Annotated in this window: 21 protein-coding genes, 1 tRNA gene and 3 rRNA genes; 8 read left to right on the forward strand and 17 right to left on the reverse strand. The window is 51.1% G+C overall.

Annotation, left to right across the window (positions count from 1 at the left end):
• Positions 1-5: 5 nt before the first annotated feature.
• The 9 genes from era to rseD all read right to left on the reverse strand — a co-directional run bounded on the left by era (position 6) and on the right by rseD (position 7,690).
• Complete coding sequence (gene era, locus A1WG_RS18275) at positions 6-911, reverse strand: GTPase Era (protein ID WP_000020738.1); 906 nt, start codon at positions 909-911, stop codon at positions 6-8.
• Complete coding sequence (rnc, locus tag A1WG_RS18270) at positions 908-1,588, reverse strand: ribonuclease III (RefSeq protein ID WP_001068343.1); 681 nt, start codon at positions 1,586-1,588, stop codon at positions 908-910. Before rnc ends, era begins: the two co-directional genes overlap by 4 nt.
• Positions 1,589-1,860: 272 nt before the next feature.
• Positions 1,861-2,835 (reverse strand): signal peptidase I, encoded by a 975-nt coding sequence (lepB, locus tag A1WG_RS18265; RefSeq protein ID WP_000002549.1) that lies wholly within the window; start codon positions 2,833-2,835, stop codon positions 1,861-1,863.
• A 15-nt stretch (positions 2,836-2,850) separates the two neighbouring features.
• A complete protein-coding gene (gene lepA / locus A1WG_RS18260) occupies positions 2,851-4,650 on the reverse strand; it encodes a translation elongation factor 4 (RefSeq protein WP_000790174.1) in 1,800 nt (599 codons plus the stop codon).
• Positions 4,651-4,847: 197 nt separating this feature from the next.
• Entirely contained in the window at positions 4,848-5,327 is a 480-nt protein-coding gene (rseC, locus tag A1WG_RS18255) for a SoxR-reducing system protein RseC (RefSeq protein ID WP_001516897.1), read from the reverse strand.
• Positions 5,324-6,280: a sigma-E factor regulatory protein RseB gene (gene rseB / locus A1WG_RS18250; RefSeq protein WP_000812042.1), complete on the reverse strand. Its 957-nt coding sequence runs from the start codon at positions 6,278-6,280 to the stop codon at positions 5,324-5,326. The genes rseC and rseB overlap by 4 nt, the downstream gene beginning before the upstream one ends.
• Positions 6,280-6,930 carry an anti-sigma-E factor RseA gene (gene rseA, locus A1WG_RS18245; RefSeq protein WP_001168447.1) on the reverse strand — a complete coding sequence of 217 codons (651 nt, stop codon included), beginning with the start codon at positions 6,928-6,930 and terminating at the stop codon, positions 6,280-6,282. Before rseA ends, rseB begins: the two co-directional genes overlap by 1 nt.
• Before the next feature lie 32 nt (positions 6,931-6,962).
• On the reverse strand, positions 6,963-7,538 hold the full coding sequence (gene rpoE / locus A1WG_RS18240) for an RNA polymerase sigma factor RpoE (RefSeq protein WP_001295364.1): 576 nt from the start codon (positions 7,536-7,538) through the stop codon (positions 6,963-6,965).
• Positions 7,535-7,690: a rpoE leader peptide RseD gene (rseD, locus tag A1WG_RS24460; RefSeq protein WP_010378892.1), complete on the reverse strand. Its 156-nt coding sequence runs from the start codon at positions 7,688-7,690 to the stop codon at positions 7,535-7,537. Before rseD ends, rpoE begins: the two co-directional genes overlap by 4 nt.
• 255 nt (positions 7,691-7,945) lie before the next feature.
• Between rseD and nadB the strand changes: the two genes are divergently transcribed.
• Positions 7,946-9,568 carry an L-aspartate oxidase gene (gene nadB, locus A1WG_RS18235; protein WP_001516898.1) on the forward strand — a complete coding sequence of 541 codons (1,623 nt, stop codon included), beginning with the start codon at positions 7,946-7,948 and terminating at the stop codon, positions 9,566-9,568.
• Here the strand turns inward: nadB and trmN are convergent.
• Positions 9,553-10,290 (reverse strand): tRNA(1)(Val) (adenine(37)-N(6))-methyltransferase TrmN, encoded by a 738-nt coding sequence (trmN, locus tag A1WG_RS18230; protein WP_001516899.1) that lies wholly within the window; start codon positions 10,288-10,290, stop codon positions 9,553-9,555. The two genes, nadB and trmN, sit on opposite strands and share 16 nt — an antisense overlap.
• A gap of 131 nt (positions 10,291-10,421) precedes the next feature.
• Between trmN and srmB the strand changes: the two genes are divergently transcribed.
• Positions 10,422-11,756, forward strand: coding sequence for an ATP-dependent RNA helicase SrmB (srmB, locus tag A1WG_RS18225; RefSeq protein WP_000219188.1), 1,335 nt, complete (start codon positions 10,422-10,424; stop codon positions 11,754-11,756).
• A gap of 132 nt (positions 11,757-11,888) precedes the next feature.
• On the opposite strand, the gene grcA is transcribed toward srmB, so the two are convergent.
• Entirely contained in the window at positions 11,889-12,272 is a 384-nt protein-coding gene (gene grcA, locus A1WG_RS18220; protein WP_000627804.1) for an autonomous glycyl radical cofactor GrcA, read from the reverse strand.
• A gap of 303 nt (positions 12,273-12,575) precedes the next feature.
• Between grcA and ung the strand changes: the two genes are divergently transcribed.
• On the forward strand, positions 12,576-13,265 hold the full coding sequence (gene ung / locus A1WG_RS18215; protein WP_001262704.1) for a uracil-DNA glycosylase: 690 nt from the start codon (positions 12,576-12,578) through the stop codon (positions 13,263-13,265).
• A gap of 47 nt (positions 13,266-13,312) precedes the next feature.
• Here ung and A1WG_RS18210 read toward each other — a convergent pair whose 3' ends face one another.
• Positions 13,313-14,350 carry a tRNA/rRNA methyltransferase gene (locus tag A1WG_RS18210; protein ID WP_000997429.1) on the reverse strand — a complete coding sequence of 346 codons (1,038 nt, stop codon included), beginning with the start codon at positions 14,348-14,350 and terminating at the stop codon, positions 13,313-13,315.
• Positions 14,351-14,556: 206 nt separating this feature from the next.
• On the opposite strand from A1WG_RS18210, the gene trxC reads away from it, so the two are divergent.
• The 5 genes from trxC to A1WG_RS18185 all read left to right on the forward strand — a co-directional run bounded on the left by trxC (position 14,557) and on the right by A1WG_RS18185 (position 20,271).
• Positions 14,557-14,976: a thioredoxin TrxC gene (trxC, locus tag A1WG_RS18205; RefSeq protein WP_001098736.1), complete on the forward strand. Its 420-nt coding sequence runs from the start codon at positions 14,557-14,559 to the stop codon at positions 14,974-14,976.
• Positions 14,977-15,044: 68 nt separating this feature from the next.
• Positions 15,045-15,743, forward strand: a complete 699-nt coding sequence (gene tapT / locus A1WG_RS18200) for a tRNA-uridine aminocarboxypropyltransferase (RefSeq protein WP_001516900.1) — start codon at positions 15,045-15,047, stop codon at positions 15,741-15,743.
• 31 nt (positions 15,744-15,774) lie between these two features.
• Complete coding sequence (gene patZ / locus A1WG_RS18195) at positions 15,775-18,435, forward strand: peptidyl-lysine N-acetyltransferase PatZ (RefSeq protein ID WP_001516901.1); 2,661 nt, start codon at positions 15,775-15,777, stop codon at positions 18,433-18,435.
• 113 nt (positions 18,436-18,548) lie between these two features.
• Positions 18,549-19,904, forward strand: coding sequence for a CDP-diacylglycerol--serine O-phosphatidyltransferase (gene pssA / locus A1WG_RS18190; protein ID WP_001516902.1), 1,356 nt, complete (start codon positions 18,549-18,551; stop codon positions 19,902-19,904).
• 43 nt (positions 19,905-19,947) lie between these two features.
• Positions 19,948-20,271 carry a YfiM family lipoprotein gene (locus A1WG_RS18185; protein WP_001516903.1) on the forward strand — a complete coding sequence of 108 codons (324 nt, stop codon included), beginning with the start codon at positions 19,948-19,950 and terminating at the stop codon, positions 20,269-20,271.
• On the opposite strand, the gene kgtP is transcribed toward A1WG_RS18185, so the two are convergent.
• The 5 genes from kgtP to A1WG_RS18160 all read right to left on the reverse strand — a co-directional run bounded on the left by kgtP (position 20,268) and on the right by A1WG_RS18160 (position 26,935).
• On the reverse strand, positions 20,268-21,566 hold the full coding sequence (gene kgtP, locus A1WG_RS18180; RefSeq protein ID WP_001516904.1) for an alpha-ketoglutarate permease: 1,299 nt from the start codon (positions 21,564-21,566) through the stop codon (positions 20,268-20,270). The two genes, A1WG_RS18185 and kgtP, sit on opposite strands and share 4 nt — an antisense overlap.
• Positions 21,567-21,924: 358 nt before the next feature.
• A 5S ribosomal RNA gene (rrf, locus tag A1WG_RS18175) occupies positions 21,925-22,040 on the reverse strand.
• A gap of 94 nt (positions 22,041-22,134) precedes the next feature.
• Positions 22,135-25,039, reverse strand: a 23S ribosomal RNA gene (locus A1WG_RS18170).
• A 193-nt stretch (positions 25,040-25,232) separates the two neighbouring features.
• Positions 25,233-25,308 (reverse strand) — tRNA-Glu (locus A1WG_RS18165).
• An 85-nt stretch (positions 25,309-25,393) separates the two neighbouring features.
• Positions 25,394-26,935: ribosomal RNA gene (locus A1WG_RS18160) — 16S ribosomal RNA — on the reverse strand.
• Together the 16S, 23S and 5S rRNA genes with 1 tRNA gene alongside form the textbook arrangement of a ribosomal RNA operon.
• Positions 26,936-26,964 lie beyond the last annotated feature (29 nt).

Consider the following 26,964-nt stretch of genomic DNA (forward strand, 5'->3'; position numbering starts at 1 on the left):
AACTCTTAGAGATCGTCAACGTAACCGAGACTACGCAGTGCGCGTTCATCGTCGGCCCAACCAGATTTCACTTTCACCCATAGCTCAAGGTGGACAGGCGCTTCGAACATTTCTTGCATGTCTTTACGCGCTTCAATACCGATGGTTTTGATCTTGGCCCCTTTGTTGCCAATTACCATCTTCTTCTGCCCTTCACGCTCAACGAGAATCAAACCGTTGATGTCATAACCACCGCGCTCATTGGTGACAAAACGTTCGATCTCCACGGTTACAGAGTACGGCAGTTCTGCACCGAGGAAACGCATCAGCTTTTCACGAATGATTTCAGAGGCCATAAACCGCTGCGAACGATCGGTAATGTAATCTTCCGGGAAGTGATGCGTCGCTTCTGGAAGGTGTTTGCGTACAATTGCCGCGATAGTGTCGACGTTTAGCCCAGTTTCGGCTGAGATTGGCACGATATCGAGGAAATTCATTTGGCTTGCCAGAAACTGTAAGTGCGGCAGTAGATCGGCTTTCTCCTGCACGTTGTCTACTTTGTTCACCGCGAGAATCACCGGCGCTTTACCGTCACGCAGCTTGTTGAGCACCATTTCATCGTCCGGCGTCCAACGGGTGCCTTCAACGACAAAAATAACCAGCTCAACGTCGCCAATGGAGCTGCTTGCCGCTTTGTTCATCAAGCGGTTAATGGCACGCTTCTCTTCCATATGCAGGCCCGGGGTATCAACGTAGATCGCCTGATACGCACCTTCAGTATGGATACCCACAATACGGTGACGTGTAGTCTGCGCCTTGCGGGAGGTGATGGAGATTTTCTGCCCTAATAGTTTATTCAACAATGTGGATTTGCCAACATTCGGACGTCCGACGATGGCAATAAATCCGCAGTAACTTTTATCGATGCTCATTCCAGCTCCAGTTTTTTCAACGCCTGTTCGGCGGCAGCCTGTTCAGCCTTACGACGGCTTGAACCTGTGCCAACCACCGGTTCGCTCAGGCCGCTAACCTGGCAGTGGATCGTAAATTCCTGATCGTGCGCTTCGCCACGTACCTGGACCACCAGATAAGTTGGCAGAGGCAGATGGCGCCCCTGCAAATATTCCTGCAAGCGCGTTTTCGGATCTTTTTGTTTATCGCCCGGACTAATTTCGTCCAGACGAGTTTGATACCAGTTAAGGATTAATTTCTCGACAGTCTGAATATCGCTGTCGAGGAATACGCCGCCAATTAATGCTTCAACGGTGTCAGCAAGAATTGACTCGCGACGAAATCCACCGCTTTTAAGTTCACCCGGCCCTAAACGCAAGCACTCGCCTAACTCAAATTCACGAGCCAGTTCTGCCAGCGTATTACCGCGTACCAGCGTGGCGCGCATCCGGCTCATATCCCCTTCATCCACTCGCGGGAAACGGTGATACAACGCATTAGCGATAACGTAGCTTAGAATAGAGTCGCCTAAAAATTCCAGACGCTCGTTATGTTTACTGCTGGCACTGCGGTGAGTTAATGCCTGCTGCAGCAGTTCCTGATGATTAAAAGTGTAGCCCAGCTTCCGTTGAAGCCGATTAATTACGATGGGGTTCATGCGATACCAATAAATAAATGCGTCAACAATTCAGCACACGAAACAGACCTGATATGCAGGGTTCTGCTAACAGCTTTTCAGCAGTTTCAGTTGACCTGTATATGGGGACCAACGCTGTTTCGTGTGCCGTGGCGACCAGAAGGCGCCAACCTGAAACTTCGGGGGAATATTCTATACACAACGACAAGGGATGTCGTTAGCCACGGGAGATTTATCTCATAAATAATTCACGTTGCCACCATAACAGTGACAACGTGAACGGATAACGACAATTAGTGAATGCCGCCGATGCGACTTAAACGAACGCCAGTTGGCCATTCGCCTTCCTGTTTATCGAAACTCATCCAGATAGCCGTCGCCCGACCCACCAGGTTAGCTTCTGGCACAAAACCCCAGTAACGACTGTCCGCGCTGTTATCGCGGTTGTCACCCATCATGAAGTATTGGCCCGGCGGGACAATCCAGGTTGCCAGTTGTTGCCCTGGCTGCTGGTAATACATCCCTACCTGGTCCTGAGCGATAGGTACTGTCAGGATGCGGTGTGTAACATCACCCAGTGTCTCTTTACGTTCAGAAAGACGAATACCGTTTTCTTTAGTTTCGTTTTTCGGCACTTCAAAGAATCCGCTGGTCGCTTCCCCACCATTACGACGAGAGAAGGTTTGAACAAAATCGCTCGGCTCCACGTTGGAATACGTTACCGGTAGCGCGTTTTCACACGCCTGACCGGAACTGCATCCAGGTTGAATAGTCAGCTCTTTCGCAACCGGATCGTAAGTGACTTTATCGCCCGGTAAGCCAACCGCACGCTTGATGTAATCAAGCTTTGGATCTTCCGGGTATTTAAAGACCACAATATCACCACGTTTCGGATGGCCGGTTTCGATCAGCGTTTTCTGGTAGATAGGATCTTTAATACCGTAGGCAAATTTCTCCACCAGAATGAAGTCACCGATTAACAGAGTCGGCATCATCGAACCTGACGGGATCTGGAACGGTTCATAAATAAATGAACGCACAATTAACACAAGTGCCAGCACCGGAAATACAGAAGCACCGGTTTCCAGCCAACCTGGTTTTGGCGCAACTTTTTTCAGCGTAGCTTTATCCAGTGAGTCTCCAGCAGCCGCCTGCGCTGCTGCCTGACGTTCCCGCCGTTTAGGTGCGAAAAAGAATTTATCCACGCACCATAAAATGCCCGTCACCAGTGTGGCAATCACCAGAATCAGGGCAAACATATTCGCCATGCCAACTCCTAAAGATTATTTGTTGTCTTTGCCGACATGCAGAATGGCGAGGAACGCTTCCTGCGGCAGCTCGACGTTACCGATCTGCTTCATGCGTTTCTTACCTTCTTTCTGCTTCTGCAGCAGCTTTTTCTTACGGCTGATATCGCCGCCATAACATTTGGCCAGTACGTTTTTACGAAGCTGCTTCACGGTGGAACGCGCGATAATGTGCGTACCAATCGCTGCCTGAATGGCAATATCAAACTGCTGGCGTGGGATTAGATCTTTCATCTTCTCCACCAGCTCGCGACCACGGTTTTGCGAATTATCACGGTGGGTGATCAACGCCAGCGCATCGACACGTTCACCGTTGATTAAAACGTCAACACGCACCATGTCGGAAGCCTGGAAGCGTTTGAAGTTGTAATCCAGAGACGCATAACCACGCGAGGTAGATTTCAGGCGATCGAAGAAGTCGAGCACCACTTCCGCCATCGGGATCTCGTACGTCAGCGCCACCTGATTACCGTGGTAAACCATATTGGTCTGTACACCACGTTTTTCTACGCACAGCGTAATAACGTTACCGAGATATGCCTGCGGCAGCAGCATGTGACATTCCGCGATCGGCTCACGCAGTTCGTAGATGTTATTCACTGCTGGCAGCTTAGACGGGCTGTCGACGTAGATAACTTCTTTCCCCGTAGTTTCTACTTCATACACTACTGTCGGTGCCGTGGTAATCAGGTCAAGATCGTATTCACGTTCCAGACGTTCCTGAATGATCTCCATATGCAGCAGGCCGAGGAAGCCGCAGCGGAAGCCAAAGCCCAGCGCTGTAGAACTTTCCGGCTCGTAGAACAGAGAGGCATCGTTCAGACTCAATTTGCCCAGCGCGTCGCGGAAGGCTTCATAGTCGTCGGAACTTACCGGGAACAGACCGGCATAAACCTGAGGTTTAACTTTCTTAAAGCCTGGCAGCGCTTTTTCTGCCGGATTACGCGCCAGCGTTAAGGTATCGCCTACTGGTGCGCCGTGAATATCTTTAATCGCACAAACCAACCAACCTACTTCACCACATTTCAGTTCAGTACGATCAACTTGCTTCGGCGTGAAAATACCCAGGCGGTCGGCGTTATAAGTCTGCCCGGTACTCATGACTTTCACTTTATCACCCTTACGCAGGGTGCCGTTTTTAATACGGATAAGTGAAACAACGCCCAGGTAGTTGTCGAACCAGGAGTCGATAATCAGTGCCTGCAATGGGCCTTCTGGATCTCCCTCCGGCGGCGGAATGTCACGCACCAGACGTTCCAGTACATCCTGCACACCAACACCTGTTTTTGCCGAGCAACGCACTGCGTCGGTAGCGTCGATGCCGACGATATCTTCGATTTCTTCCGCAACGCGTTCAGGATCGGCTGCTGGTAAGTCAATTTTGTTAAGTACCGGCACCACCTCGAGGTCCATTTCCATCGCGGTGTAGCAGTTTGCCAGGGTTTGCGCTTCTACGCCCTGCCCTGCATCGACCACTAACAATGCACCTTCACAAGCAGCCAGCGAACGGGATACTTCATAGGAGAAGTCCACGTGACCCGGGGTGTCGATAAAGTTAAGTTGATAGGTTTCGCCATCGGACGCTTTATAGTCCAGCGTCACGCTCTGCGCTTTGATAGTAATACCACGCTCACGCTCAAGATCCATGGAATCGAGAACCTGCGCCTCCATTTCACGGTCAGACAGGCCACCGCAGATCTGGATAATACGGTCAGACAGCGTCGATTTACCGTGGTCAATGTGAGCTATGATCGAAAAGTTACGTATATTCTTCATAAAGTATGATTATTGTGCCTTAATGCCCGGTTAACCAGGCTTTTAGAAGTCGCTGTTCTGAGCTTAACGTCTGTATTAATAGAAACGCCGCATTCTACACTACAACATTGAGGCGAGGAAATGTTCATACCGTATGGATTGTGGTATCTGGAAACGTCCTCGCATTTGTTATGCAAAATACAATAAAGCCAGTGAAATCACTGGCTCGCGTCTTCCGAAGATGCTTCATATCGCACAAGGCCAGGCGGCAATGCCACACTTAAGATGATCGGTTGCCATTCTATTCGGGCGGCAAACTTACGTGAGTATCCTCGCGCAATAAGGAATCCACCAACGCCGCCGAGGATTGCTCCGCATAATGCTGCAATATCTGAAGCAAAGAGTAGCTGAAATAACGAAGCGACAAGGAATAATCCCACCAGCGGCGACATATAAACCAATAATGCGGAGCTAAGCAGGCTGCTTTCAGCGATTCCCAATTCAACTTTCTGCCCCGGCACTAACGGTTCATCACAGGATACGACGATGGTATGTGTGGTTTGCGGGCCTAGTTTATTCAACACGCGACTGCCGCAACCTGCGCGGGAAGCGCAACTGCTGCATGAAGCTTTAACATCGCAACTGACCAGCGCCTGCCCGTTTTGCCAGGAGACGACCGTAGCCCACTCTTTGATCATTCCGCTGCCCCAAACTTAATATTCTCGGCAATTCGTTTCGCCGTTTGCGGTGGCAGTTCACCAACAATGGTGATTTCCGCGTTGTCGCGTATGCTGGTGCTGACTGTTCGGCGTCCGGTTCGCAACATCTGATCGGTACTGGATGGCGTAGCGCGGTTAACGTTTACCGAGAAGCTGAACAACCCGTCGGAATAGAGACGTGATTCGATGGGCATGTTATCCATCGTCGGTAACGGACGTCGACTGCTGGAAACTTCGCTAAAGCCCTGTGGCAACCAGGTTGGAGCCCAGTTAAATTTGGCTTTCTCACCAACAGGTACAGAAAGCAGAGGCGGCAAGTTTGCCTTCGCCAGTGTCTGCATACTGTTGCTGATATCCTGATTAACGTTGAAAGCGATCACGCGGAATTGCTCCAGTGTCTCACCATCGCGATCAAGGAGATCAACCCGCATCGGTAATTTCGATTCGGTGTCCATCCACACGATGTAGCTGTAGCGTGTGCCATCACGGGCTACCACGCGGATTACCTCACATAAGCGGTCAGCAATACGGGTGCGCCCCACAGAGATAAAGTCGTAGTAAGGAGAAAGGCGTTTGAAATCGGTATAGATGAGCGATGGCAGAGAATCAACAATGTAATCGCCATTAAGAGTGAACGGTTCAAGACCCGGTTCAAAGTAGCTGATTTCATTGCCGCGCTGTACCACTTCCCGGCGCGGGCCATCCATTTGCAACAACTGTGCAAGAGGACGGTTATCGAGGCGTGCATGTCGATAACGCAGAGACTCAACACCTTGTTTATTGATGCTGATGAATGACAGCTCGTAATTCAGTGACTGGCTAGCCAGGTTCATCTGCTGTAATAACGCCCCGGACGCGGGAGTGGCCGAGGCGTTAGCAGAGAATAACAGGCTACCTGTCACTAATGACATGGCAAACCAAAGTTGCTTCATTACTGCGATTGCGTTCCTAAAGTTTGAATTCCTGGCACCTGTACAGCGGCTTGCTGTGTCTGTGCCTGCTCAAACTGAAGCTGTTCGGAGTGGAGTCGACGTTGCAATTCGTAATCCTGCAACATGGCATTAATGCGACGACGCTGCTCCTGTACCTGCTGCTGTTGACCATTGTTCGCGGTCGCTTCAGAAGGTACTCCCAGGCTTACCGGACTGGCTTTACCCATCATCGGCAGAGTATTAAATACCGGTGTTTCGGGCTGCTGGGACGTTTCAGATTGTCCATTATAGTGCTGGACGCCAACGATAACTGCAAGCGATACGCATGCCGCTACACCCATTTGGGTGAGCTGTGCCGCCCACGGACGAACTTTCTGCCAGAATGGCATTTTCTGCCATTGATGCGGCGCAGGCTGAGCCTCTGGGATCAATATCGTCGGTTGGCGAACGGGCTCTTCTTCAATGGCGGCCATCACGCGTGAAGAGATATCGAAATGGAGTACCTCGGGAGTATCACCCCGCATAGAGTCACGGATTAAGTGATAATTTTCCCAGGTTTTCTGCATCTCCGGGTTGTGAGCCAGTTCGTTAAGCAGCTCACTATCCAGCGTTTCGCCATCCATTAAAGCGGAAAGTTGTTCTTTCTGCATGCCTAATACCCTTATCCAGTATCCCGCTATCGTCAACGCCTGATAAGCGGTTGAACTTTATTATCAATAGCTTCCCTCGCTCGGAAGATACGTGAACGCACCGTACCCACCGGACAATCCATGATAGCGGCTATCTCTTCATAGCTCAGACCATCCAGCTCCCGCAAGGTTATTGCCATGCGTAAATCTTCCGGGAGGGACTCAATAGTTCGGAAAACTATCTGTCTCAGTTCTTCTGACAACATTAAGTTCTCAGGGTTCGAAATTTCTTTCAGCGCGCCGCCACTTTCGAAGTTTTCTGCTTCAATGGCATCCACATCGCTGGAAGGTGGACGACGCCCCTGAGCAACCAGGTAATTTTTTGCCGTATTTACAGCAATCCGATACAGCCATGTATAAAAAGCACTATCTCCCCGGAACGAATCCAGCGCACGATAGGCTTTAATAAAAGCTTCTTGTACCACATCGGGAACATCACCCGACGGCACATAGCGGGAAACCAGACTCGCCACTTTATGCTGATAGCGCACTACCAGTAAGTTAAAAGCTTTCTGATCTCCCTTCTGGACCCGTTCAACCAGGACCTGGTCCGTTAACTGCTCGCTCATCCGAGGTAAAGTCTCCCCAAACCAAATTTCCACGCGCTGTCGAAACGCCACTCCATTAGCTGCAATTTGAGCAAGCAAAAGATTAGAGTGTCTCGTTTTTGTAAAGTTCCGTAACGCATCTGTTTTTGTTTGTCATGCTGTAGACGGATCATTATCTATCATTATAAGTCTACAGAATCTGAATAACGCATTATCTGTGCAGAAATGCCCATTTAACTGCCTGAAGAGTAACCCAACGGCTTTTTTATTTCACCACCTAATCCTCCGTCGACGAGCAACTTCCCTTTTTTCCGCCTCCCAGAAACAATATGTTTAGCCATTGTAACAAACATTAAAATAGCAGGTGTTTAATTGTACAACATGATGCTATGCTGACCGGACTGTGTTTAGTAAATTAAACAACAAAAATGAATACTTTCCCTGAATATTCTTGTGATGTGTTGATTATCGGTAGTGGCGCTGCCGGGCTTTCACTGGCACTACGTCTGGCAGATAAGCATCATGTCATCGTTCTTAGCAAAGGCTCTGTTACTGAAGGCTCGACGTTTTACGCCCAGGGCGGAATTGCTGCCGTGTTTGATGAAACTGACAGTATCGATTCACATGTGGAAGATACGTTGGTTGCCGGTGCCGGAATTTGCGATAGCCATGCGGTTAAGTTTGTTGCCAGCAATGCGCGTTCCTGTGTGCAATGGTTGATCGATCAAGGGGTATTGTTTGATACCCAGGTGCAACCAAATGGGGAAGAAAGTTACCATCTGACCCGTGAAGGCGGTCATAGCCACCGCCGTATTCTTCATGCCGCCGACGCCACTGGTAAAGAAGTAGAAACTACGCTGGTGAGCAAGGCGCAGAGTCATCCGAATATTCGTGTACTGGAACGCAGCAACGCAGTCGATCTGATTATTTCCGACAAAATTGGTCTGCCGGGGACGCGACGAGTGGTCGGAGCATGGGTGTGGAATCGCAATAAAGAAGCGGTAGAAACCTGTCATGCGAAAGCTGTGGTGCTGGCAACTGGCGGCGCATCGAAGGTTTATCAGTACACCACCAATCCGGATATTTCCTCTGGTGATGGTATTGCCATGGCCTGGCGCGCCGGTTGCCGGGTTGCTAATCTCGAATTTAATCAGTTCCACCCAACGGCGCTGTATCATCCACAGGCGCGGAACTTCCTGTTAACGGAAGCTTTACGTGGCGAAGGCGCTTATTTGAAGCGCCCGGACGGCACACGCTTTATGCCCGATTTTGATGAGCGTGGTGAACTGGCTCCGCGCGATATTGTTGCCCGCGCTATTGACTATGAAATGAAACGCCTCGGCGCGGATTGTATGTTCCTGGATATTAGTCATAAGCCTGCGGATTTTATTTGTCAGCATTTCCCGATGATTTATGAAAAGTTGCAGGGTCTGGGTATTGATCTCACTAAAGAGCCTGTGCCGATAGTACCTGCTGCGCACTATACTTGCGGCGGTGTAATGGTGGATGACTATGGGCGTACTGATGTTGATGGGCTGTATGCGATTGGCGAAGTGAGCTACACCGGATTACATGGCGCTAACCGAATGGCCTCTAACTCATTGCTGGAATGTCTGGTCTACGGCTGGTCGGCGGCGGAAGACATTGAAAGACGGATGCCTTATGCACGTGGCGTCAACCGCTTGCCGTCATGGGATGAAAGCCGCGTTGAGGATCCTGACGAGCTGGTGGTGCTCCAACATAACTGGCATGAGCTGCGTCTGTTTATGTGGGATTACGTCGGTATTGTGCGCACAACAAAGCGCCTGGAGCGTGCCCTGCGACGGATCAATATGTTGCAGCAGGAAATAGACGAATATTATGCCCACTTTCGGGTGTCGAATAATTTACTGGAACTGCGTAATCTGGTGCAGGTTGCCGAGTTAATTGTTCGCTGCGCGATGATGCGCAAGGAGAGCCGGGGCTTGCATTACACGCTGGACTACCCGGAGTTGCTCACGCATTCCGGTCCGTCGATTCTCTCACCTGGCCATCATTACATAAACAAATAAAAAGCCTGGGTCAGCGCCGTATACGCTTCAGAATAGTTCTGGTCTGGCCCACGAATCACTAACCGATCGCTAAAGTATTCCCCCGCCAGTGGGGAGAATGCCAGTAGCACCCGATGCGGTAATCGAGCCTCGTTTTCCGCCACGTCCGTCCGTAAACGTAAATGCCATCCCATGGTTAATGCCAGTTCAGTAAAACCATTACCGATCTGCTCCGGCAGCACCACGCAGAAAAAGCCCTCTTCGGTAATGCATTCTGCCGCACAAGTGAGCAACGTCTGGTGATCCAACGTAGTGGTATAGCGCGCCTGTTCCCGTTGCGGCGTCGCGCACTCAACCCCCTGCTGATAATACGGCGGGTTACTGATAATTAAGTCAAAACGCGCGGCCTGCTGGGTTATCCACTGCTGAATATCCGCCGTATGGATATTAATCCGCTCTGCCCACGGGGACTGCGCGATATTTTCCTGCGCCTGAGCCGCTGCCTCACTTTCCAGTTCAACTGCATCAATCATCACGCTGTCATCAGTTCGTTGCGCCAGCATTAGCGCCAGTAGCCCGCTACCACTGCCGATATCAAGGCAACGTTTTACCCCTGCCACAGGAGCCCATGCGCCCAGTAAAATTCCATCCGTTCCCACTTTCATCGCACAGCGATCGTGCGCGACAAAAAACTGTTTAAAAGTAAATCCATTACGACGAAGCACGGATGTAGACTGTGACATGAAAATAAAACCTTGCTGTAAAAACGGCGATAGCACCGGGTAAGAACAATACCTGAGAAGCGATATCCATACAAACAGATGAAGATTGCAGCCGTAACGTCTATAATCAGCGCCCCACACAGAGGTAGAACATGACTGTAACGACTTTTTCCGAACTTGAACTCGACGAAAGCCTGCTGGAAGCCCTCCAGGATAAAGGTTTCACTCGCCCGACCGCCATTCAGGCTGCCGCCATTCCGCCTGCGCTCGATGGCCGTGATGTACTCGGTTCTGCGCCGACAGGCACCGGTAAAACGGCGGCGTATCTGCTGCCAGCGTTGCAGCACCTGCTCGATTTCCCGCGTAAGAAATCCGGTCCACCGCGTATTTTGATCCTCACCCCAACTCGCGAACTGGCGATGCAGGTGGCCGATCATGCCCGTGAACTGGCGAAACATACACATCTGGATATTGCCACCATCACCGGCGGCGTGGCCTATATGAACCACGCGGAAGTGTTCAGCGAAAACCAGGACATCGTGGTCGCCACGACCGGACGTCTGCTGCAATACATAAAAGAAGAGAACTTCGATTGCCGCGCGGTTGAAACACTGATCCTTGACGAAGCAGACCGTATGCTGGATATGGGCTTCGCCCAGGATATCGAACATATTGCTGGCGAAACTCGCTGGCGTAAGCAAACCCTGCTCTTCTCAGCTACGCTGGAAGGCGATGCCATTCAGGATTTTGCCGAACGTCTGCTGGAGGATCCGGTGGAAGTTTCTGCTAATCCATCCACCCGTGAGCGCAAAAAGATTCATCAGTGGTATTACCGTGCCGATGACCTTGAGCATAAAACTGCGTTGCTGGTACATCTGTTAAAACAGCCGGAAGCGACTCGCTCAATCGTATTTGTGCGCAAGCGTGAGCGTGTGCATGAACTGGCAAACTGGTTGCGCGAAGCAGGCATCAACAACTGCTATCTCGAAGGTGAGATGGTACAAGGCAAGCGTAATGAAGCAATTAAGCGTCTGACTGAAGGTCGCGTAAACGTGCTGGTTGCCACCGACGTTGCCGCACGTGGTATCGACATTCCGGATGTCAGCCACGTCTTTAACTTCGATATGCCGCGCAGTGGCGATACCTATTTGCACCGAATCGGGCGTACCGCTCGCGCCGGTCGTAAAGGGATCGCGATTTCACTGGTTGAAGCCCATGACCATCTGCTGCTGGGCAAAGTTAGTCGTTATATTGAAGAGCCGATTAAAGCTCGCGTTATTGATGAGTTACGCCCGAAAACGCGTGCGCCAAGCGAGAAACAGACGGGTAAACCATCGAAGAAAGTCCTGGCAAAACGCGCCGAGAAGAAAAAGGCTAAAGAGAAAGAGAAGCCACGGGTGAAAAAACGCCACCGCGATACCAAAAATATTGGTAAGCGCCGCAAACCAAGCGGAACAGGCGTGCCGCCGCAAACGACAGAAGAGTAAAAATAATGCCGGGTTTTATCCCGGCATTATTTTTGTCTATAGATAACCACCAGCCTGACTGATGGTTATCTATAGACAAAAAGCGGAAGAGGTCACCCTCTTCCGCTTCTGTAATATCTTGCTACTTAAGCCTTACAGGCTTTCAGTAAAGGTACGAGCGATAACGTCGCGCTGCTGTTCCGGAGTCAGAGAGTTGAAGCGAACTGCATAACCGGATACACGGATAGTCAACTGCGGATATTTTTCCGGATGCTTAACAGCATCTTCCAGAGTTTCGCGACGCAGAACGTTTACGTTCAGGTGCTGACCACCTTCCACGCGAACTTCTGGTTTAACTTCTACTGGAACTTCACGGTATTCAATATCACCCAGTTTGCTTACTGCAACCACTTCATCTTCTGCAAAACCTGCTTTCGCAACGATGCAACGCGCTTCGCCTTTTTCGCTGTCCAGCAGCCAGAAAGAGTTCAGCAGATCGTCATTAGCGGCTTTAGTAATCTGGATACCTGTAATCATGTGATGCCTCCCCGGCAAAATTATTTGATTTGTCAGCCTGTCGCGGCCAATTGGTAAAACCATTGTTGCTTGAGTGTATATATACTCCTCAAACACCCTTGATTCTTTGATTTAAATCAATAAAAACCACACAGTAAGCGTGGTCGCAAATAGATTTTATTGTTTTACATCAACTTATGCGGGTGTGAAATTTTACCAATTTACATTTTTTTGCACTCGATTGTGTCTAAAAAACGAGCTTGATTTTGTTCTGTAGAAAGAAGCAGTTAAGCTAGGTGGATTGAAGATCCGCAGGAGAGCGAGATGGCTAACGAATTAACCTGGCATGACGTGCTGGCTGAAGAGAAGCAGCAACCCTATTTTCTTAATACCCTTCAGACCGTCGCCAGTGAGCGGCAGTCTGGCATCACTATCTATCCGCCACAAAAAGATGTCTTTAATGCCTTCCGTTTTACTGAGTTGAGCGATGTCAAAGTTGTGATTCTCGGCCAGGATCCTTACCACGGACCTGGACAGGCACATGGTCTGGCATTTTCTGTTCGTCCCGGTATTGCGACACCGCCGTCACTGCTGAATATGTATAAAGAGCTGGAAAATACCATCCCAGGCTTTACCCGCCCGACGCATGGTTACCTGGAAAGCTGGGCGCGCCAGGGCGTGCTGCTGCTCAATACCGTATTGACTGTACGTGCAGGTCAGGCGCATTCCCACGCCAGCCTCGGCTGGGAGACGTTCACCGATAAAGTCATCAGCCTGATTAATCAGCATCGCGAAGGCGTGGTGTTTTTACTGTGGGGGTCGCATGCGCAAAAGAAAGGGGCAATTATAGATAAGCAACGCCATCACGTACTGAAAGCACCGCATCCGTCGCCGTTATCGGCCCATCGTGGATTCTTTGGCTGTAACCATTTTGTACTGGCAAATCAGTGGCTGGAACAACGTGGCGAGAAGCCGATTAACTGGATACCTGTATTACCGGCAGAGAGCGAGTAAATTTGCGGGAAAATGCCGGATGGCAGAACTGCCATCCGGCTGATTTATCAGGCTTTATTCTGACGCCACCATTCACCAAGCAGAACACCCGTTGCGACAGAGATATTCAGACCAGCAACATTGCCAGTACCGTCAATCTTCACTCGCAGATCGTTTGGATCACGCGCAGCATCTGGTAACCCTTCATATTCCTGCCCCAAAACCAACACCATTTTCGCTGGCAAACTGGTTTTGAACAGTGGTTGGCCCTGTTCGCTGGAAGTGGTCACCACGGTGTAACCCGCCTGACGGAAATCATCCAGCACATTGACAATGTTGTCGCCAGTAATCGGTTGCACATGCTCTGCGCCACCTTCTGCGGTACGGATAGCCGCACCCGATTCCAGCAACGCCGCATCCTGCACAACAACACCTTTCACGCCGAAGTGCGCACAGCTACGCATCATCCCGCCCAGATTATGTGGGTTAGATTCATTTTCCAACGCCAGTACGCAATCCTGTGCACCTGCCTGGCTTACCCACTGCTGCACGGTTGTGCCGTTGCGCTTTTTGATCAGGAAGCAAACGCCGCCGTGATGTTCCGTGCCTGACGCTTTTGCCAGCTCGGCTTCATCTACCACGTGGTACGCTTTGCGGTTTGCCGCCATCCAGCGCAATGCTTCTTTAAAACGCGGCGTTACACTCTGGATAAACCAGGCGCGAACAATCGCTTCCGGACGGCTCTGGAACAGTGCCTGACATGCGTTTTCGCCGTAGACGCGGGTTTCTTCCGCACGCTGACGACGCAACACTTCCGGATCAATAAAACTTTTACCACTGATGCCACCGTGATCGGCCTTTTCCGGTGCCTCATCACCCGGCGCGCGGGAAACAGTTCGCCACGGCGACTCTTCCCACTTGCGGTCACGGGGCTGACTCTGTTTGTCATCGCGGGCGGGGCGACGGCCACCGTCGGCACGAGATTTTCCTGGACGCCCGCCCCCTTTCCCGGTTCGCGGGTTGTGGGTTCGTTTATCAGAATCATCATCACTGCGGACATACATCACTTTGACCTTGCCGCTTTTGCTTTTCATTTCATCGTTCATGCTTTTCTCCACCAGCGCTGCGCGAAGCGCGCAGATTACCCGAAGTGCGCGCGGTTCGCCATGATTTCGTTCCAAAGCCTGCGACTATCATACCCATTGAATAAAACAGATTGTTGTCTGGAACAATGCCCTCGATAATATGTAACATATTAGAAACATACCGGCGTCGTTGCCGATAAGTCTCCTTACTCATCCCGAGGTTAGTTATGAATACCGTTTGTACCCATTGTCAGGCCATCAACCGCATTCCCGACGAACGGATTGACGATGCGGCAAAATGCGGACGCTGCGGTCACGACCTGTTTGACGGAGAGGTGATTAATGCGACCGGTGAAACACTCGACAAATTGCTGAAAGACGATCTGCCTGTGGTGATCGACTTCTGGGCACCGTGGTGCGGCCCTTGCCGTAACTTCGCACCGATTTTTGAAGATGTTGCACAAGAGCGTAGCGGTAAAGTGCGTTTTGTAAAAGTGAATACCGAAGCTGAACGTGAATTAAGCAGTCGCTTTGGTATTCGCAGTATTCCGACGATCATGATTTTCAAAAATGGTCAGGTTGTCGACATGCTTAACGGCGCAGTGCCGAAAGCACCGTTTGATAGCTGGCTGAACGAATCTCTTTAATCTTATCGGGGCGCATCTTGTGCCCCGTTTTCTCCTCTGCGACAATGGCATTTTTTCGACGCTCTCTTATGACCGAAAACGCTGTTCTCCAGTTACGCGCCGAGCGTATTGCGCGCGCAACACGTCCTTTTCTTGCCCGTGGTAATCGCGTTCGTCGTTGCCAACGCTGCCTTTTGCCAGAGAAATTATGCCTCTGTTCAACCATCACCCCAACGGAAGCAAAAAGCCGCTTTTGTTTGCTGATGTTTGACACCGAGCCAATGAAACCCAGCAATACTGGACGTTTGATTGCCGATATCTTGCCAGATACCGTCGCGTTTCAATGGTCACGTACCGAACCATCGCAAGAACTGCTGGATCTGGTGCAAAACCCGTATTACCAGCCAATGGTGGTTTTTCCTGCCTCATATGCGGATGAGCAACGAGAAGTGATCTTTACGCCTCCTCCTGGTAAGCCACCGCTATTTATCATGCTCGATGGCACCTGGCCGGAAGCGCGGAAGATGTTTCGTAAAAGTCCGTATCTGGATAATCTTCCCGTCATTTCCGTCGATCTTTCGCGTTTGTCTGCCTATCGCCTGCGTGAAGCTCAGAGTGAAGGCCAATATTGCACCGCTGAGGTAGCCATCGCACTTTTAGATATGGCGGGTGACACCAAAGCCGCAACGGGCTTAGGCGAGCATTTCACTCGCTTTAAAACGCGCTATCTGGCAGGAAAAACGCAACATCTGGGTAGTATCACAGCAGAACAGTTAGAAATCGTTTAAAATCATTCGGTCACTTCTGCGGGAGACCGGTATGAGTCAGCGAGGACTGGAAGCACTACTGCGACCAAAATCGATTGCGGTAATTGGCGCGTCGATGAAACCCAATCGCGCAGGTTACCTGATGATGCGTAACCTGCTGGCTGGAGGCTTTAACGGACCGGTGCTGCCGGTGACGCCAGCCTGGAAGGCGGTACAGGGCGTGCTGGCATGGCCAGACATCGCCAGTTTACCTTTTACTCCTGACCTCGCAGTGCTATGTACTAATGCCAGCCGCAATCTTGCTCTTCTGGAAGAGCTTGGAGAGAAAGGCTGTAAAACCTGCATTATTCTTTCTTCACCGACATCACAACACGAAGACCTACGCGCCTGCGCTCTGCGCCATAACATGCGCCTGCTTGGACCAAACAGTCTGGGATTACTCGCTCCCTGGCAAGGGCTGAATGCCAGCTTTTCGCCAGTGCCAATTAAGCGCGGCAAGCTGGCGTTTATTTCACAATCGGCTGCTGTCTCCAACACCATCCTCGACTGGGCGCAACAGCGTGAAATGGGGTTTTCATACTTTATTGCGCTCGGTGACAGCCTGGATATCGACGTTGATGAATTGCTCGACTACCTGGCACGCGACAGCAAAACCAGCGCCATCTTGCTCTATCTCGAACAATTAAGCGACGCACGACGCTTTGTGTCGGCTGCCCGTAGTGCCTCGCGAAATAAGCCGATTCTGGTGATTAAAAGCGGACGTAGTCCGGCGGCGCAAAGATTGCTGAACACCACAGCGGGTATGGATCCGGCGTGGGATGCAGCTATTCAGCGTGCCGGTTTGTTGCGAGTGCAGGACACCCACGAACTGTTTTCGGCGGTGGAAACCCTTAGCCACATGCGTCCGTTGCGTGGCGACCGGCTGATGATTATCAGCAACGGTGCTGCTCCTGCCGCACTGGCGCTGGATGCCTTATGGTCGCGCAATGGTAAACTGGCAACGTTAAGTGAAGAGGCCTGCCAGAAACTACGCGATGCCCTGCCAGAACATGTAGCAATCTCTAACCCGCTTGATCTACGCGATGACGCCAGCAGCGAGCACTATGTCAAAACGCTGGATATTCTGCTCCACAGCCAGGATTTTGATGCGCTGATGGTTATCCATTCCCCCAGCGCCGCTGCGCCTGCCACAGAAAGCGCACAGGCATTAATTGAAGCAGTAAAACATCATCCTCGCAGCAAGTATGTCTCTCTGCTGACTAACTGGTGCGGCGAACACTCCTCGCAAGAGGCGCGACGTTTATTCAGTGAAGCCGGGCTTCCGACCTATCGCACACCGGAAGGAACTATCACCGCTTTTATGCATATGGTTGAGTACCGTCGAAACCAGAAGCAGTTACGCGAAACACCGGCGTTACCCAGCAATCTGACCTCCAATACCGCAGAAGCGCATATTCTGCTACAGCAGGCCATTGCCGAAGGAGCGACATCGCTCGATACCCATGAGGTTCAGCCAATCCTGCAAGCATATGGCATGAACACGCTTCCCACCTGGATTGCCACTGACAGCACCGAAGCTGTGCATATTGCAGAACAGATTGGTTATCCGGTGGCGCTGAAATTGCGCTCGCCGGATATTCCGCATAAATCGGAAGTTCAGGGCGTGATGCTCTATTTACGTACGGCTAATGAAGTCCAGCAAGCCGCGAACGCTATTTTCGATCGGGTAAAAATGGCCTGGCCGCAGGCACGGATCCACGGCCTGTTGGTGCAAAGTATGGCTAATCGTGCTGGCGCTCAGGAGCTGCGTGTAGTCGTGGAACACGATCCGGTTTTCGGGCCGTTGATCATGCTTGGTGAGGGCGGTGTGGAGTGGCGTCCTGAAGATCAAGCTGTCGTGGCGCTGCCACCGCTGAACATGAATCTGGCTCGCTATCTGGTCATTCAGGGAATCAAAAGTAAAAAAATTCGTGCACGCAGCGCACTGCGTCCACTCGACATCGCGGGCTTAAGCCAGTTACTGGTGCAGGTTTCCAACCTGATTGTCGATTGCCCAGAAATTCAGCGGCTGGATATTCACCCTTTACTGGCTTCCGGCAGTGAATTTACCGCACTGGATGTCACGGTGGATATTGCACCGTTCGAAGGCGATAACGAAAGCCGCCTTGCTGTGCGCCCGTACCCACATCAGTTAGAAGAGTGGGTAGAATTAAAAAACGGCGAACGTTGCTTGTTCCGCCCGATCTTGCCGGAAGATGAGCCACAACTTCAGCAATTCATTTCGCGAGTCACCAAAGAAGATCTTTATTACCGTTACTTTAGCGAGATCAACGAATTCACCCATGAAGATTTAGCTAACATGACGCAGATCGACTACGATCGGGAAATGGCGTTTGTGGCTGTACGGCGTATTGATCAAAAAGAAGAGATCCTTGGCGTCACTCGGGCGATCTCCGATCCTGATAACATTGATGCCGAATTTGCCGTACTGGTGCGCTCGGATCTCAAAGGGTTAGGCTTAGGTCGACGCTTAATGGAAAAGTTGATTACCTATACGCGAGATCACGGACTGCAACGTCTGAATGGTATTACGATGCCAAACAATCGTGGCATGGTGGCGCTGGCCCGCAAGCTCGGGTTTAACGTCGATATCCAGCTCGAAGAGGGGATCGTTGGGCTGATGCTAAATCTTGCCCAGCGCGAGGAATCATGAGTAAGGTACTGGAAATGTTGACCACTTAATCGGGACTGGTGTTATTATTGCCCGCTTATGTCGTCTGCATTGCACAGAGGACCCTTCAATGAACAGAGAAGAAATGCACTGTGATGTTGTCAAAATTTAAGCGTAATAAACATCAACAACACCTTGCCCAACTACCCAAGATTTCTCAATCAGTTGATGATGTCGATTTTTTTTACGCTCCCGCCGACTTCCGGGAGACACTGCTGGAAAAAATAGCCAGCGCGAAGCAGCGCATTTGCATTGTCGCCCTGTATCTTGAGCAGGATGACGGTGGCAAAGGCATTCTGAGCGCGTTGTATGAGGCTAAACGGCAGCGTCCGGAACTGGATGTGCGGGTGCTGGTCGACTGGCATCGTGCACAACGTGGGCGCATTGGCGCTACGGCATCTAATACCAATGCTGACTGGTACTGCCGCATGGCGCAGGAAAACCCGGGCGTAGATGTTCCGGTTTATGGCGTTCCGATCAATACCCGTGAAGCCCTGGGCGTTCTGCACTTTAAAGGCTTTATCATCGACGATAGCGTACTTTATAGCGGTGCCAGCCTGAACGATGTTTACCTGCATCAGCATGATAAATACCGCTACGACCGCTATCATCTGATCCGTAACCGTAAAATGTCAGACATTATGTTTGAATGGGTTACACAGAATATTATGAATGGTCGCGGTGTTAACCGTCTGGATGATATTCACCGTCCGAAAAGCCCGGAAATCAAAAACGATATCCGCCTGTTCCGCCAGGAGTTGCGTGATGCTGCTTATCATTTCCAGGGCGATGCCGATAACGATCAACTCTCCGTAACGCCATTAGTGGGTCTGGGAAAATCGAGTCTGTTGAACAAGACTATTTTCCATCTTATGCCGTGTGCCGAGCAAAAACTGACCATCTGCACACCATACTTCAACCTACCGGCCATCCTCGTGCGCAATATCATCCAATTGCTGCGCGAAGGGAAAAAAGTCGAAATTATTGTCGGTGATAAAACCGCAAATGACTTCTACATTCCGGAAGATGAACCTTTCAAGATTATCGGCGCACTGCCGTATCTCTACGAGATTAATCTGCGTCGTTTCCTGAGCCGTTTGCAGTATTACGTCAATACTGACCAGTTAGTGGTCCGGTTATGGAAAGATGACGACAATACCTATCACCTGAAAGGGATGTGGGTTGATGATAAGTGGATGCTGATCACCGGTAATAACCTGAACCCTCGCGCCTGGCGTCTGGATCTGGAAAACGCCATTTTGATCCACGATCCGCAACTGGAGCTTGCGCCGCAGCGTGAGAAAGAGTTGGATCTGATCCGCGAGCATACCACTATCGTTAAGCACTACCGCGATCTGCAAAGTATTGCCGATTATCCGGTGAAGGTTCGCAAGCTTATCCGTCGCTTGCGTCGTATCCGTATCGACCGATTAATTAGCCGTATCCTGTAATCTGAACCCCGTCCTGTACGGGGTTTGTTTTTTGGAGGCCACGTTGCGTATTCTTTTTGCCTGTTCGCTATTGTTGCTTTCTGGTTGCAGCCATAGGGCTAACGATGGCTGGAGCGGACAGGATAAAGCGCAACACTTTATCGCCTCGGCAATGCTTTCAGCGGCAGGAAATGAATATGCACAGCATCGGGAGATGAGCCGCGACCGCAGCGCCATGTTCGGGTTGATGTTCTCTGTAAGTCTGGGCGTGTCAAAAGAGCTGTGGGATAGCCGCCCCGAAGGGAGCGGCTGGAGCTGGAAAGATTTTGCCTGGGACGTAGCCGGTGCCACCACCGGTTATACGGTCTGGCAAATGGCTCATCACTAAAGACGCATCCCCTTCCCTTTATGATGTAGCATCAAAGAAACCAGAAACGCGACTACGGCCATCAATGTCACATACCAGAAGAATGCCGTTTCCATTCCTATCGATTTTAGCGACAACGCCACATACTCCGCTGAGCCACCAAATATGGCATTCGCGACCGCATATGACAGACCAACACCTAATGCGCGAACCTGTGCCGGGAACATTTCCGCCTTCAGGATCCCACTAATTGAAGTGTAAAAACTCACAATCAGCAGGGCACACATCACCAAACCAAAAGCCGCATAAGGTGAGGAGACGTTCTGCAATGCCGAAAGAATGGGGACGGTAAAAATAGCGGCCAGAGAGCCGAAACATAACATTGAAGTCCGACGGCCAATCTTATCCGACAATGCTCCAATTATCGGCTGGATGAGCATAAATACAAACAGCGCCGCCGTCATAATGCCGCTTGCTACGTTGGCGTGCATACCCGCAGTATTCACCAGATACTTCTGCATATAGGTGGTGAAGGTATAGAAACAAAGAGAACCCGCAGCCGTAAAGCCGAGAACCATGATGAATGCACGGCGATTGCGCCATAATCCCTTCATTGAACCCGCTTCTTTTAGAGCTCGCGTTTCTTGTTGCGAAGTTTCATCCAACTGACGACGTAACCATAACGCCACAACGGCTAACACCGCGCCTAATGCAAAGGGAATACGCCACCCCCACTCTCTAAGCGCGATATCTTCCATTGTATGCTGTAAAACCACCACAACCAACAATGCCAGAAGTTGCCCGCCTATCAACGTGACATACTGAAATGAAGCGTAAAACCCTTTGCGTCCTTCTACTGCAACTTCACTCATATAGGTGGCGCTGGTGCCATATTCTCCACCTACAGATAATCCCTGGAATAAACGCGCGAGAAGTAACAACGCCGGAGCCCAGGTGCCAATTGTTTCATAGCCTGGCAAGCAGGCTATGACCAGTGATCCAAAACACATCATACATACCGATAGCAGCATCGATTTCTTGCGGCCATGTTTGTCAGCAATACGACCAAATAACCAGCCGCCTATTGGACGCATCAGAAATCCTGCGGCAAAAATACCGGCAGTTTGTAGTAGTTGAGTGGTTGTGTTATCTGAAGGGAAGAAGATGTGGGCGAAATAGAGGGAACAAAATGAGTAGACATAGAAATCGAACCACTCAACCAGGTTACCTGATGAGGCCCCTACAATTGCCCAAATGCGGCGACGAGTATCACTACTTGTCAGTTTGCCGTCTGCCGTTACAGTGCTTTCTGCCATGCCATTATTTCTCCTGCCATAATCCGATGCTTTTGTCGGTTGTTATTTATTTTTTGGTAAGACAAATGTTATACATTTGTTATTTTACTTGCACAACCATAACTGAGAATTTAGTTAGCAGAAGAATAATTATTGCGGATATTAAGGATGGATTGCAGGTGAGGCGATCGTATGGAAGCGGACAGGTTGGGGAAACCGTATCCGCTACTGAATCTGGCGTATAGGGGGGAATAATGCGCTGCTGACCCCTACCGTAACCCTGCGCAGGACAGATAAGGCTCGCCAGCATCGCATCCGGCATTTTTCCGCACCAGCGCAAAAAGGCCATCCTTACGGATGGCCTTTCGCTTTATTTGATGCCTGGCAGTTCCCTACTCTCGCATGGGGAGACCCCACACTACCATCGGCGCTACGGCGTTTCACTTCTGAGTTCGGCATGGGGTCAGGTGGGACCACCGCGCTATCTCCGCCAGGCAAATTCTGTTTATCAACCCGCTTATCGCCGGCTAATCTAATCTGTATCAGGCTGAAAATCTTCTCTCATCCGCCAAAACATCTTCGGCGTTGTAAGGTTAAGCCTCACGGTTCATTAGTACCGGTTAGCTCAACGCATCGCTGCGCTTACACACCCGGCCTATCAACGTCGTCGTCTTCAACGTTCCTTCAGGAGACTTAAAGTCTCAGGGAGAACTCATCTCGGGGCAAGTTTCGTGCTTAGATGCTTTCAGCACTTATCTCTTCCGCATTTAGCTACCGGGCAGTGCCATTGGCATGACAACCCGAACACCAGTGATGCGTCCACTCCGGTCCTCTCGTACTAGGAGCAGCCCCCCTCAGTTCTCCAGCGCCCACGGCAGATAGGGACCGAACTGTCTCACGACGTTCTAAACCCAGCTCGCGTACCACTTTAAATGGCGAACAGCCATACCCTTGGGACCTACTTCAGCCCCAGGATGTGATGAGCCGACATCGAGGTGCCAAACACCGCCGTCGATATGAACTCTTGGGCGGTATCAGCCTGTTATCCCCGGAGTACCTTTTATCCGTTGAGCGATGGCCCTTCCATTCAGAACCACCGGATCACTATGACCTGCTTTCGCACCTGCTCGCGCCGTCACGCTCGCAGTCAAGCTGGCTTATGCCATTGCACTAACCTCCTGATGTCCGACCAGGATTAGCCAACCTTCGTGCTCCTCCGTTACTCTTTAGGAGGAGACCGCCCCAGTCAAACTACCCACCAGACACTGTCCGCAACCCGGATCACGGGTCAACGTTAGAACATCAAACATTAAAGGGTGGTATTTCAAGGTCGGCTCCATGCAGACTGGCGTCCACACTTCAAAGCCTCCCACCTATCCTACACATCAAGGCTCAATGTTCAGTGTCAAGCTATAGTAAAGGTTCACGGGGTCTTTCCGTCTTGCCGCGGGTACACTGCATCTTCACAGCGAGTTCAATTTCACTGAGTCTCGGGTGGAGACAGCCTGGCCATCATTACGCCATTCGTGCAGGTCGGAACTTACCCGACAAGGAATTTCGCTACCTTAGGACCGTTATAGTTACGGCCGCCGTTTACCGGGGCTTCGATCAAGAGCTTCGCCTTGCGGCTGACCCCATCAATTAACCTTCCGGCACCGGGCAGGCGTCACACCGTATACGTCCACTTTCGTGTTTGCACAGTGCTGTGTTTTTAATAAACAGTTGCAGCCAGCTGGTATCTTCGACTGATTTCAGCTCCACGAGCAAGTCGCTTCACCTACATATCAGCGTGCCTTCTCCCGAAGTTACGGCACCATTTTGCCTAGTTCCTTCACCCGAGTTCTCTCAAGCGCCTTGGTATTCTCTACCTGACCACCTGTGTCGGTTTGGGGTACGATTTGATGTTACCTGATGCTTAGAGGCTTTTCCTGGAAGCAGGGCATTTGTTGCTTCAGCACCGTAGTGCCTCGTCATCACGCCTCAGCCTTGATTCTCCGGATTTGCCTGGAAAATCAGCCTACACGCTTAAACCGGGACAACCGTCGCCCGGCCAACATAGCCTTCTCCGTCCCCCCTTCGCAGTAACACCAAGTACAGGAATATTAACCTGTTTCCCATCGACTACGCCTTTCGGCCTCGCCTTAGGGGTCGACTCACCCTGCCCCGATTAACGTTGGACAGGAACCCTTGGTCTTCCGGCGAGCGGGCTTTTCACCCGCTTTATCGTTACTTATGTCAGCATTCGCACTTCTGATACCTCCAGCATGCCTCACAGCACACCTTCAACGGCTTACAGAACGCTCCCCTACCCAACAACACATAGTGTCGCTGCCGCAGCTTCGGTGCATGGTTTAGCCCCGTTACATCTTCCGCGCAGGCCGACTCGACCAGTGAGCTATTACGCTTTCTTTAAATGATGGCTGCTTCTAAGCCAACATCCTGGCTGTCTGGGCCTTCCCACATCGTTTCCCACTTAACCATGACTTTGGGACCTTAGCTGGCGGTCTGGGTTGTTTCCCTCTTCACGACGGACGTTAGCACCCGCCGTGTGTCTCCCGTGATAACATTCTCCGGTATTCGCAGTTTGCATCGGGTTGGTAAGTCGGGATGACCCCCTTGCCGAAACAGTGCTCTACCCCCGGAGATGAATTCACGAGGCGCTACCTAAATAGCTTTCGGGGAGAACCAGCTATCTCCCGGTTTGATTGGCCTTTCCCCCCCAGCCACAAGTCATCCGCTAATTTTTCAACATTAGTCGGTTCGGTCCTCCAGTTAGTGTTACCCAACCTTCAACCTGCCCATGGCTAGATCACCGGGTTTCGGGTCTATACCCTGCAACTTAACGCCCAGTTAAGACTCGGTTTCCCTTCGGCTCCCCTATTCGGTTAACCTTGCTACAGAATATAAGTCGCTGACCCATTATACAAAAGGTACGCAGTCACCCCATTAAAGAGGCTCCCACTGCTTGTACGTACACGGTTTCAGGTTCTTTTTCACTCCCCTCGCCGGGGTTCTTTTCGCCTTTCCCTCACGGTACTGGTTCACTATCGGTCAGTCAGGAGTATTTAGCCTTGGAGGATGGTCCCCCCATATTCAGACAGGATACCACGTGTCCCGCCCTACTCATCGAGCTCACAGCATGTGCATTTTTGTGTACGGGGCTGTCACCCTGTATCGCACGCCTTTCCAGACGCTTCCACTAACACACATACTGATTCAGGCTCTGGGCTCCTCCCCGTTCGCTCGCCGCTACTGGGGGAATCTCGGTTGATTTCTTTTCCTCGGGGTACTTAGATGTTTCAGTTCCCCCGGTTCGCCTCATTAACCTATGGATTCAGTTAATGATAGTGTGACGGATCACACTGGGTTTCCCCATTCGGAAATCGCCGGTTATAACGGTTCATATCACCTTACCGACGCTTATCGCAGATTAGCACGTCCTTCATCGCCTCTGACTGCCAGGGCATCCACCGTGTACGCTTAGTCGCTTAACCTCACAACCCGAAGATGTTTCTTACGAACCATCATCGTGTTGCGAAAATTTGAGAGACTCACGAACAACTTTCGTTGTTCAGTGTTTCAATTTTCAGCTTGATCCAGATTTTTAAAGAGCAAATATCTCAAACATCACTCGTAAGTGAGTTTTGAGATACAGTGGCCGGCGACTTTCACTCACAAACCAGCAAGTGGCGTCCCCTAGGGGATTCGAACCCCTGTTACCGCCGTGAAAGGGCGGTGTCCTGGGCCTCTAGACGAAGGGGACGTATCAGTCTGCTTCGCAAGACGCCTTGCTTTTCACTTTCTATCAGACAATCTGTGTGAGCACTTCAAAGAACAGTTCTTTAAGGTAAGGAGGTGATCCAACCGCAGGTTCCCCTACGGTTACCTTGTTACGACTTCACCCCAGTCATGAATCACAAAGTGGTAAGCGCCCTCCCGAAGGTTAAGCTACCTACTTCTTTTGCAACCCACTCCCATGGTGTGACGGGCGGTGTGTACAAGGCCCGGGAACGTATTCACCGTGGCATTCTGATCCACGATTACTAGCGATTCCGACTTCATGGAGTCGAGTTGCAGACTCCAATCCGGACTACGACGCACTTTATGAGGTCCGCTTGCTCTCGCGAGGTCGCTTCTCTTTGTATGCGCCATTGTAGCACGTGTGTAGCCCTGGTCGTAAGGGCCATGATGACTTGACGTCATCCCCACCTTCCTCCAGTTTATCACTGGCAGTCTCCTTTGAGTTCCCGGCCGGACCGCTGGCAACAAAGGATAAGGGTTGCGCTCGTTGCGGGACTTAACCCAACATTTCACAACACGAGCTGACGACAGCCATGCAGCACCTGTCTCACAGTTCCCGAAGGCACCATCCCATCTCTGGAATGTTCTGTGGATGTCAAGACCAGGTAAGGTTCTTCGCGTTGCATCGAATTAAACCACATGCTCCACCGCTTGTGCGGGCCCCCGTCAATTCATTTGAGTTTTAACCTTGCGGCCGTACTCCCCAGGCGGTCGACTTAACGCGTTAGCTCCGGAAGCCACGCCTCAAGGGCACAACCTCCAAGTCGACATCGTTTACGGCGTGGACTACCAGGGTATCTAATCCTGTTTGCTCCCCACGCTTTCGCACCTGAGCGTCAGTCTTCGTCCAGGGGGCCGCCTTCGCCACCGGTATTCCTCCAGATCTCTACGCATTTCACCGCTACACCTGGAATTCTACCCCCCTCTACGAGACTCAAGCTTGCCAGTATCAGATGCAGTTCCCAGGTTGAGCCCGGGGATTTCACATCTGACTTAACAAACCGCCTGCGTGCGCTTTACGCCCAGTAATTCCGATTAACGCTTGCACCCTCCGTATTACCGCGGCTGCTGGCACGGAGTTAGCCGGTGCTTCTTCTGCGGGTAACGTCAATGAGCAAAGGTATTAACTTTACTCCCTTCCTCCCCGCTGAAAGTACTTTACAACCCGAAGGCCTTCTTCATACACGCGGCATGGCTGCATCAGGCTTGCGCCCATTGTGCAATATTCCCCACTGCTGCCTCCCGTAGGAGTCTGGACCGTGTCTCAGTTCCAGTGTGGCTGGTCATCCTCTCAGACCAGCTAGAGATCGTCGCCTAGGTGGGCCGTTACCCCGCCTACTAGCTAATCCCATCTGGGCACATCCGATGGCAAGAGGCCCGAAGGTCCCCCTCTTTGGTCTTGCGACGTTATGCGGTATTAGCTACCGTTTCCAGTAGTTATCCCCCTCCATCGGGCAGTTTCCCAGACATTACTCACCCGTCCGCCACTCGTCAGCAAAGAAGCAAGCTTCTTTCTGTTACCGTTCGACTTGCATGTGTTAGGCCTGCCGCCAGCGTTCAATCTGAGCCATGATCAAACTCTTCAATTTAAAAGTTTGACGCTCAAAGAATTAAACTT

This window comes from Escherichia sp. KTE96, assembly GCF_000408525.1.
GTDB lineage: Bacteria > Pseudomonadota > Gammaproteobacteria > Enterobacterales > Enterobacteriaceae > Escherichia > Escherichia marmotae.

Excerpts from the sequence above, each read along its gene's own strand:
- era (WP_000020738.1), bottom strand. The coding sequence starts at position 911 with ATGAGCATCGATAAAAGTTACTGCGGATTTATTGCCATCGTCGGACGT.
- rnc (WP_001068343.1), bottom strand. The coding sequence starts at position 1,588 with ATGAACCCCATCGTAATTAATCGGCTTCAACGGAAGCTGGGCTACACT.
- lepB (WP_000002549.1), bottom strand. The coding sequence starts at position 2,835 with ATGGCGAATATGTTTGCCCTGATTCTGGTGATTGCCACACTGGTGACG.
- lepA (WP_000790174.1), bottom strand. The coding sequence starts at position 4,650 with ATGAAGAATATACGTAACTTTTCGATCATAGCTCACATTGACCACGGT.
- rseC (WP_001516897.1), bottom strand. The coding sequence starts at position 5,327 with ATGATCAAAGAGTGGGCTACGGTCGTCTCCTGGCAAAACGGGCAGGCG.
- rseB (WP_000812042.1), bottom strand. The coding sequence starts at position 6,280 with ATGAAGCAACTTTGGTTTGCCATGTCATTAGTGACAGGTAGCCTGTTA.
- rseA (WP_001168447.1), bottom strand. The coding sequence starts at position 6,930 with ATGCAGAAAGAACAACTTTCCGCTTTAATGGATGGCGAAACGCTGGAT.
- rpoE (WP_001295364.1), bottom strand. The coding sequence starts at position 7,538 with ATGAGCGAGCAGTTAACGGACCAGGTCCTGGTTGAACGGGTCCAGAAG.
- rseD (WP_010378892.1), bottom strand. The coding sequence starts at position 7,690 with ATGATCCGTCTACAGCATGACAAACAAAAACAGATGCGTTACGGAACT.
- nadB (WP_001516898.1), top strand. The coding sequence starts at position 7,946 with ATGAATACTTTCCCTGAATATTCTTGTGATGTGTTGATTATCGGTAGT.
- trmN (WP_001516899.1), bottom strand. The coding sequence starts at position 10,290 with ATGTCACAGTCTACATCCGTGCTTCGTCGTAATGGATTTACTTTTAAA.
- srmB (WP_000219188.1), top strand. The coding sequence starts at position 10,422 with ATGACTGTAACGACTTTTTCCGAACTTGAACTCGACGAAAGCCTGCTG.
- grcA (WP_000627804.1), bottom strand. The coding sequence starts at position 12,272 with ATGATTACAGGTATCCAGATTACTAAAGCCGCTAATGACGATCTGCTG.
- ung (WP_001262704.1), top strand. The coding sequence starts at position 12,576 with ATGGCTAACGAATTAACCTGGCATGACGTGCTGGCTGAAGAGAAGCAG.
- A1WG_RS18210 (WP_000997429.1), bottom strand. The coding sequence starts at position 14,350 with ATGAACGATGAAATGAAAAGCAAAAGCGGCAAGGTCAAAGTGATGTAT.
- trxC (WP_001098736.1), top strand. The coding sequence starts at position 14,557 with ATGAATACCGTTTGTACCCATTGTCAGGCCATCAACCGCATTCCCGAC.
- tapT (WP_001516900.1), top strand. The coding sequence starts at position 15,045 with ATGACCGAAAACGCTGTTCTCCAGTTACGCGCCGAGCGTATTGCGCGC.
- patZ (WP_001516901.1), top strand. The coding sequence starts at position 15,775 with ATGAGTCAGCGAGGACTGGAAGCACTACTGCGACCAAAATCGATTGCG.
- pssA (WP_001516902.1), top strand. The coding sequence starts at position 18,549 with ATGTTGTCAAAATTTAAGCGTAATAAACATCAACAACACCTTGCCCAA.
- kgtP (WP_001516904.1), bottom strand. The coding sequence starts at position 21,566 with ATGGCAGAAAGCACTGTAACGGCAGACGGCAAACTGACAAGTAGTGAT.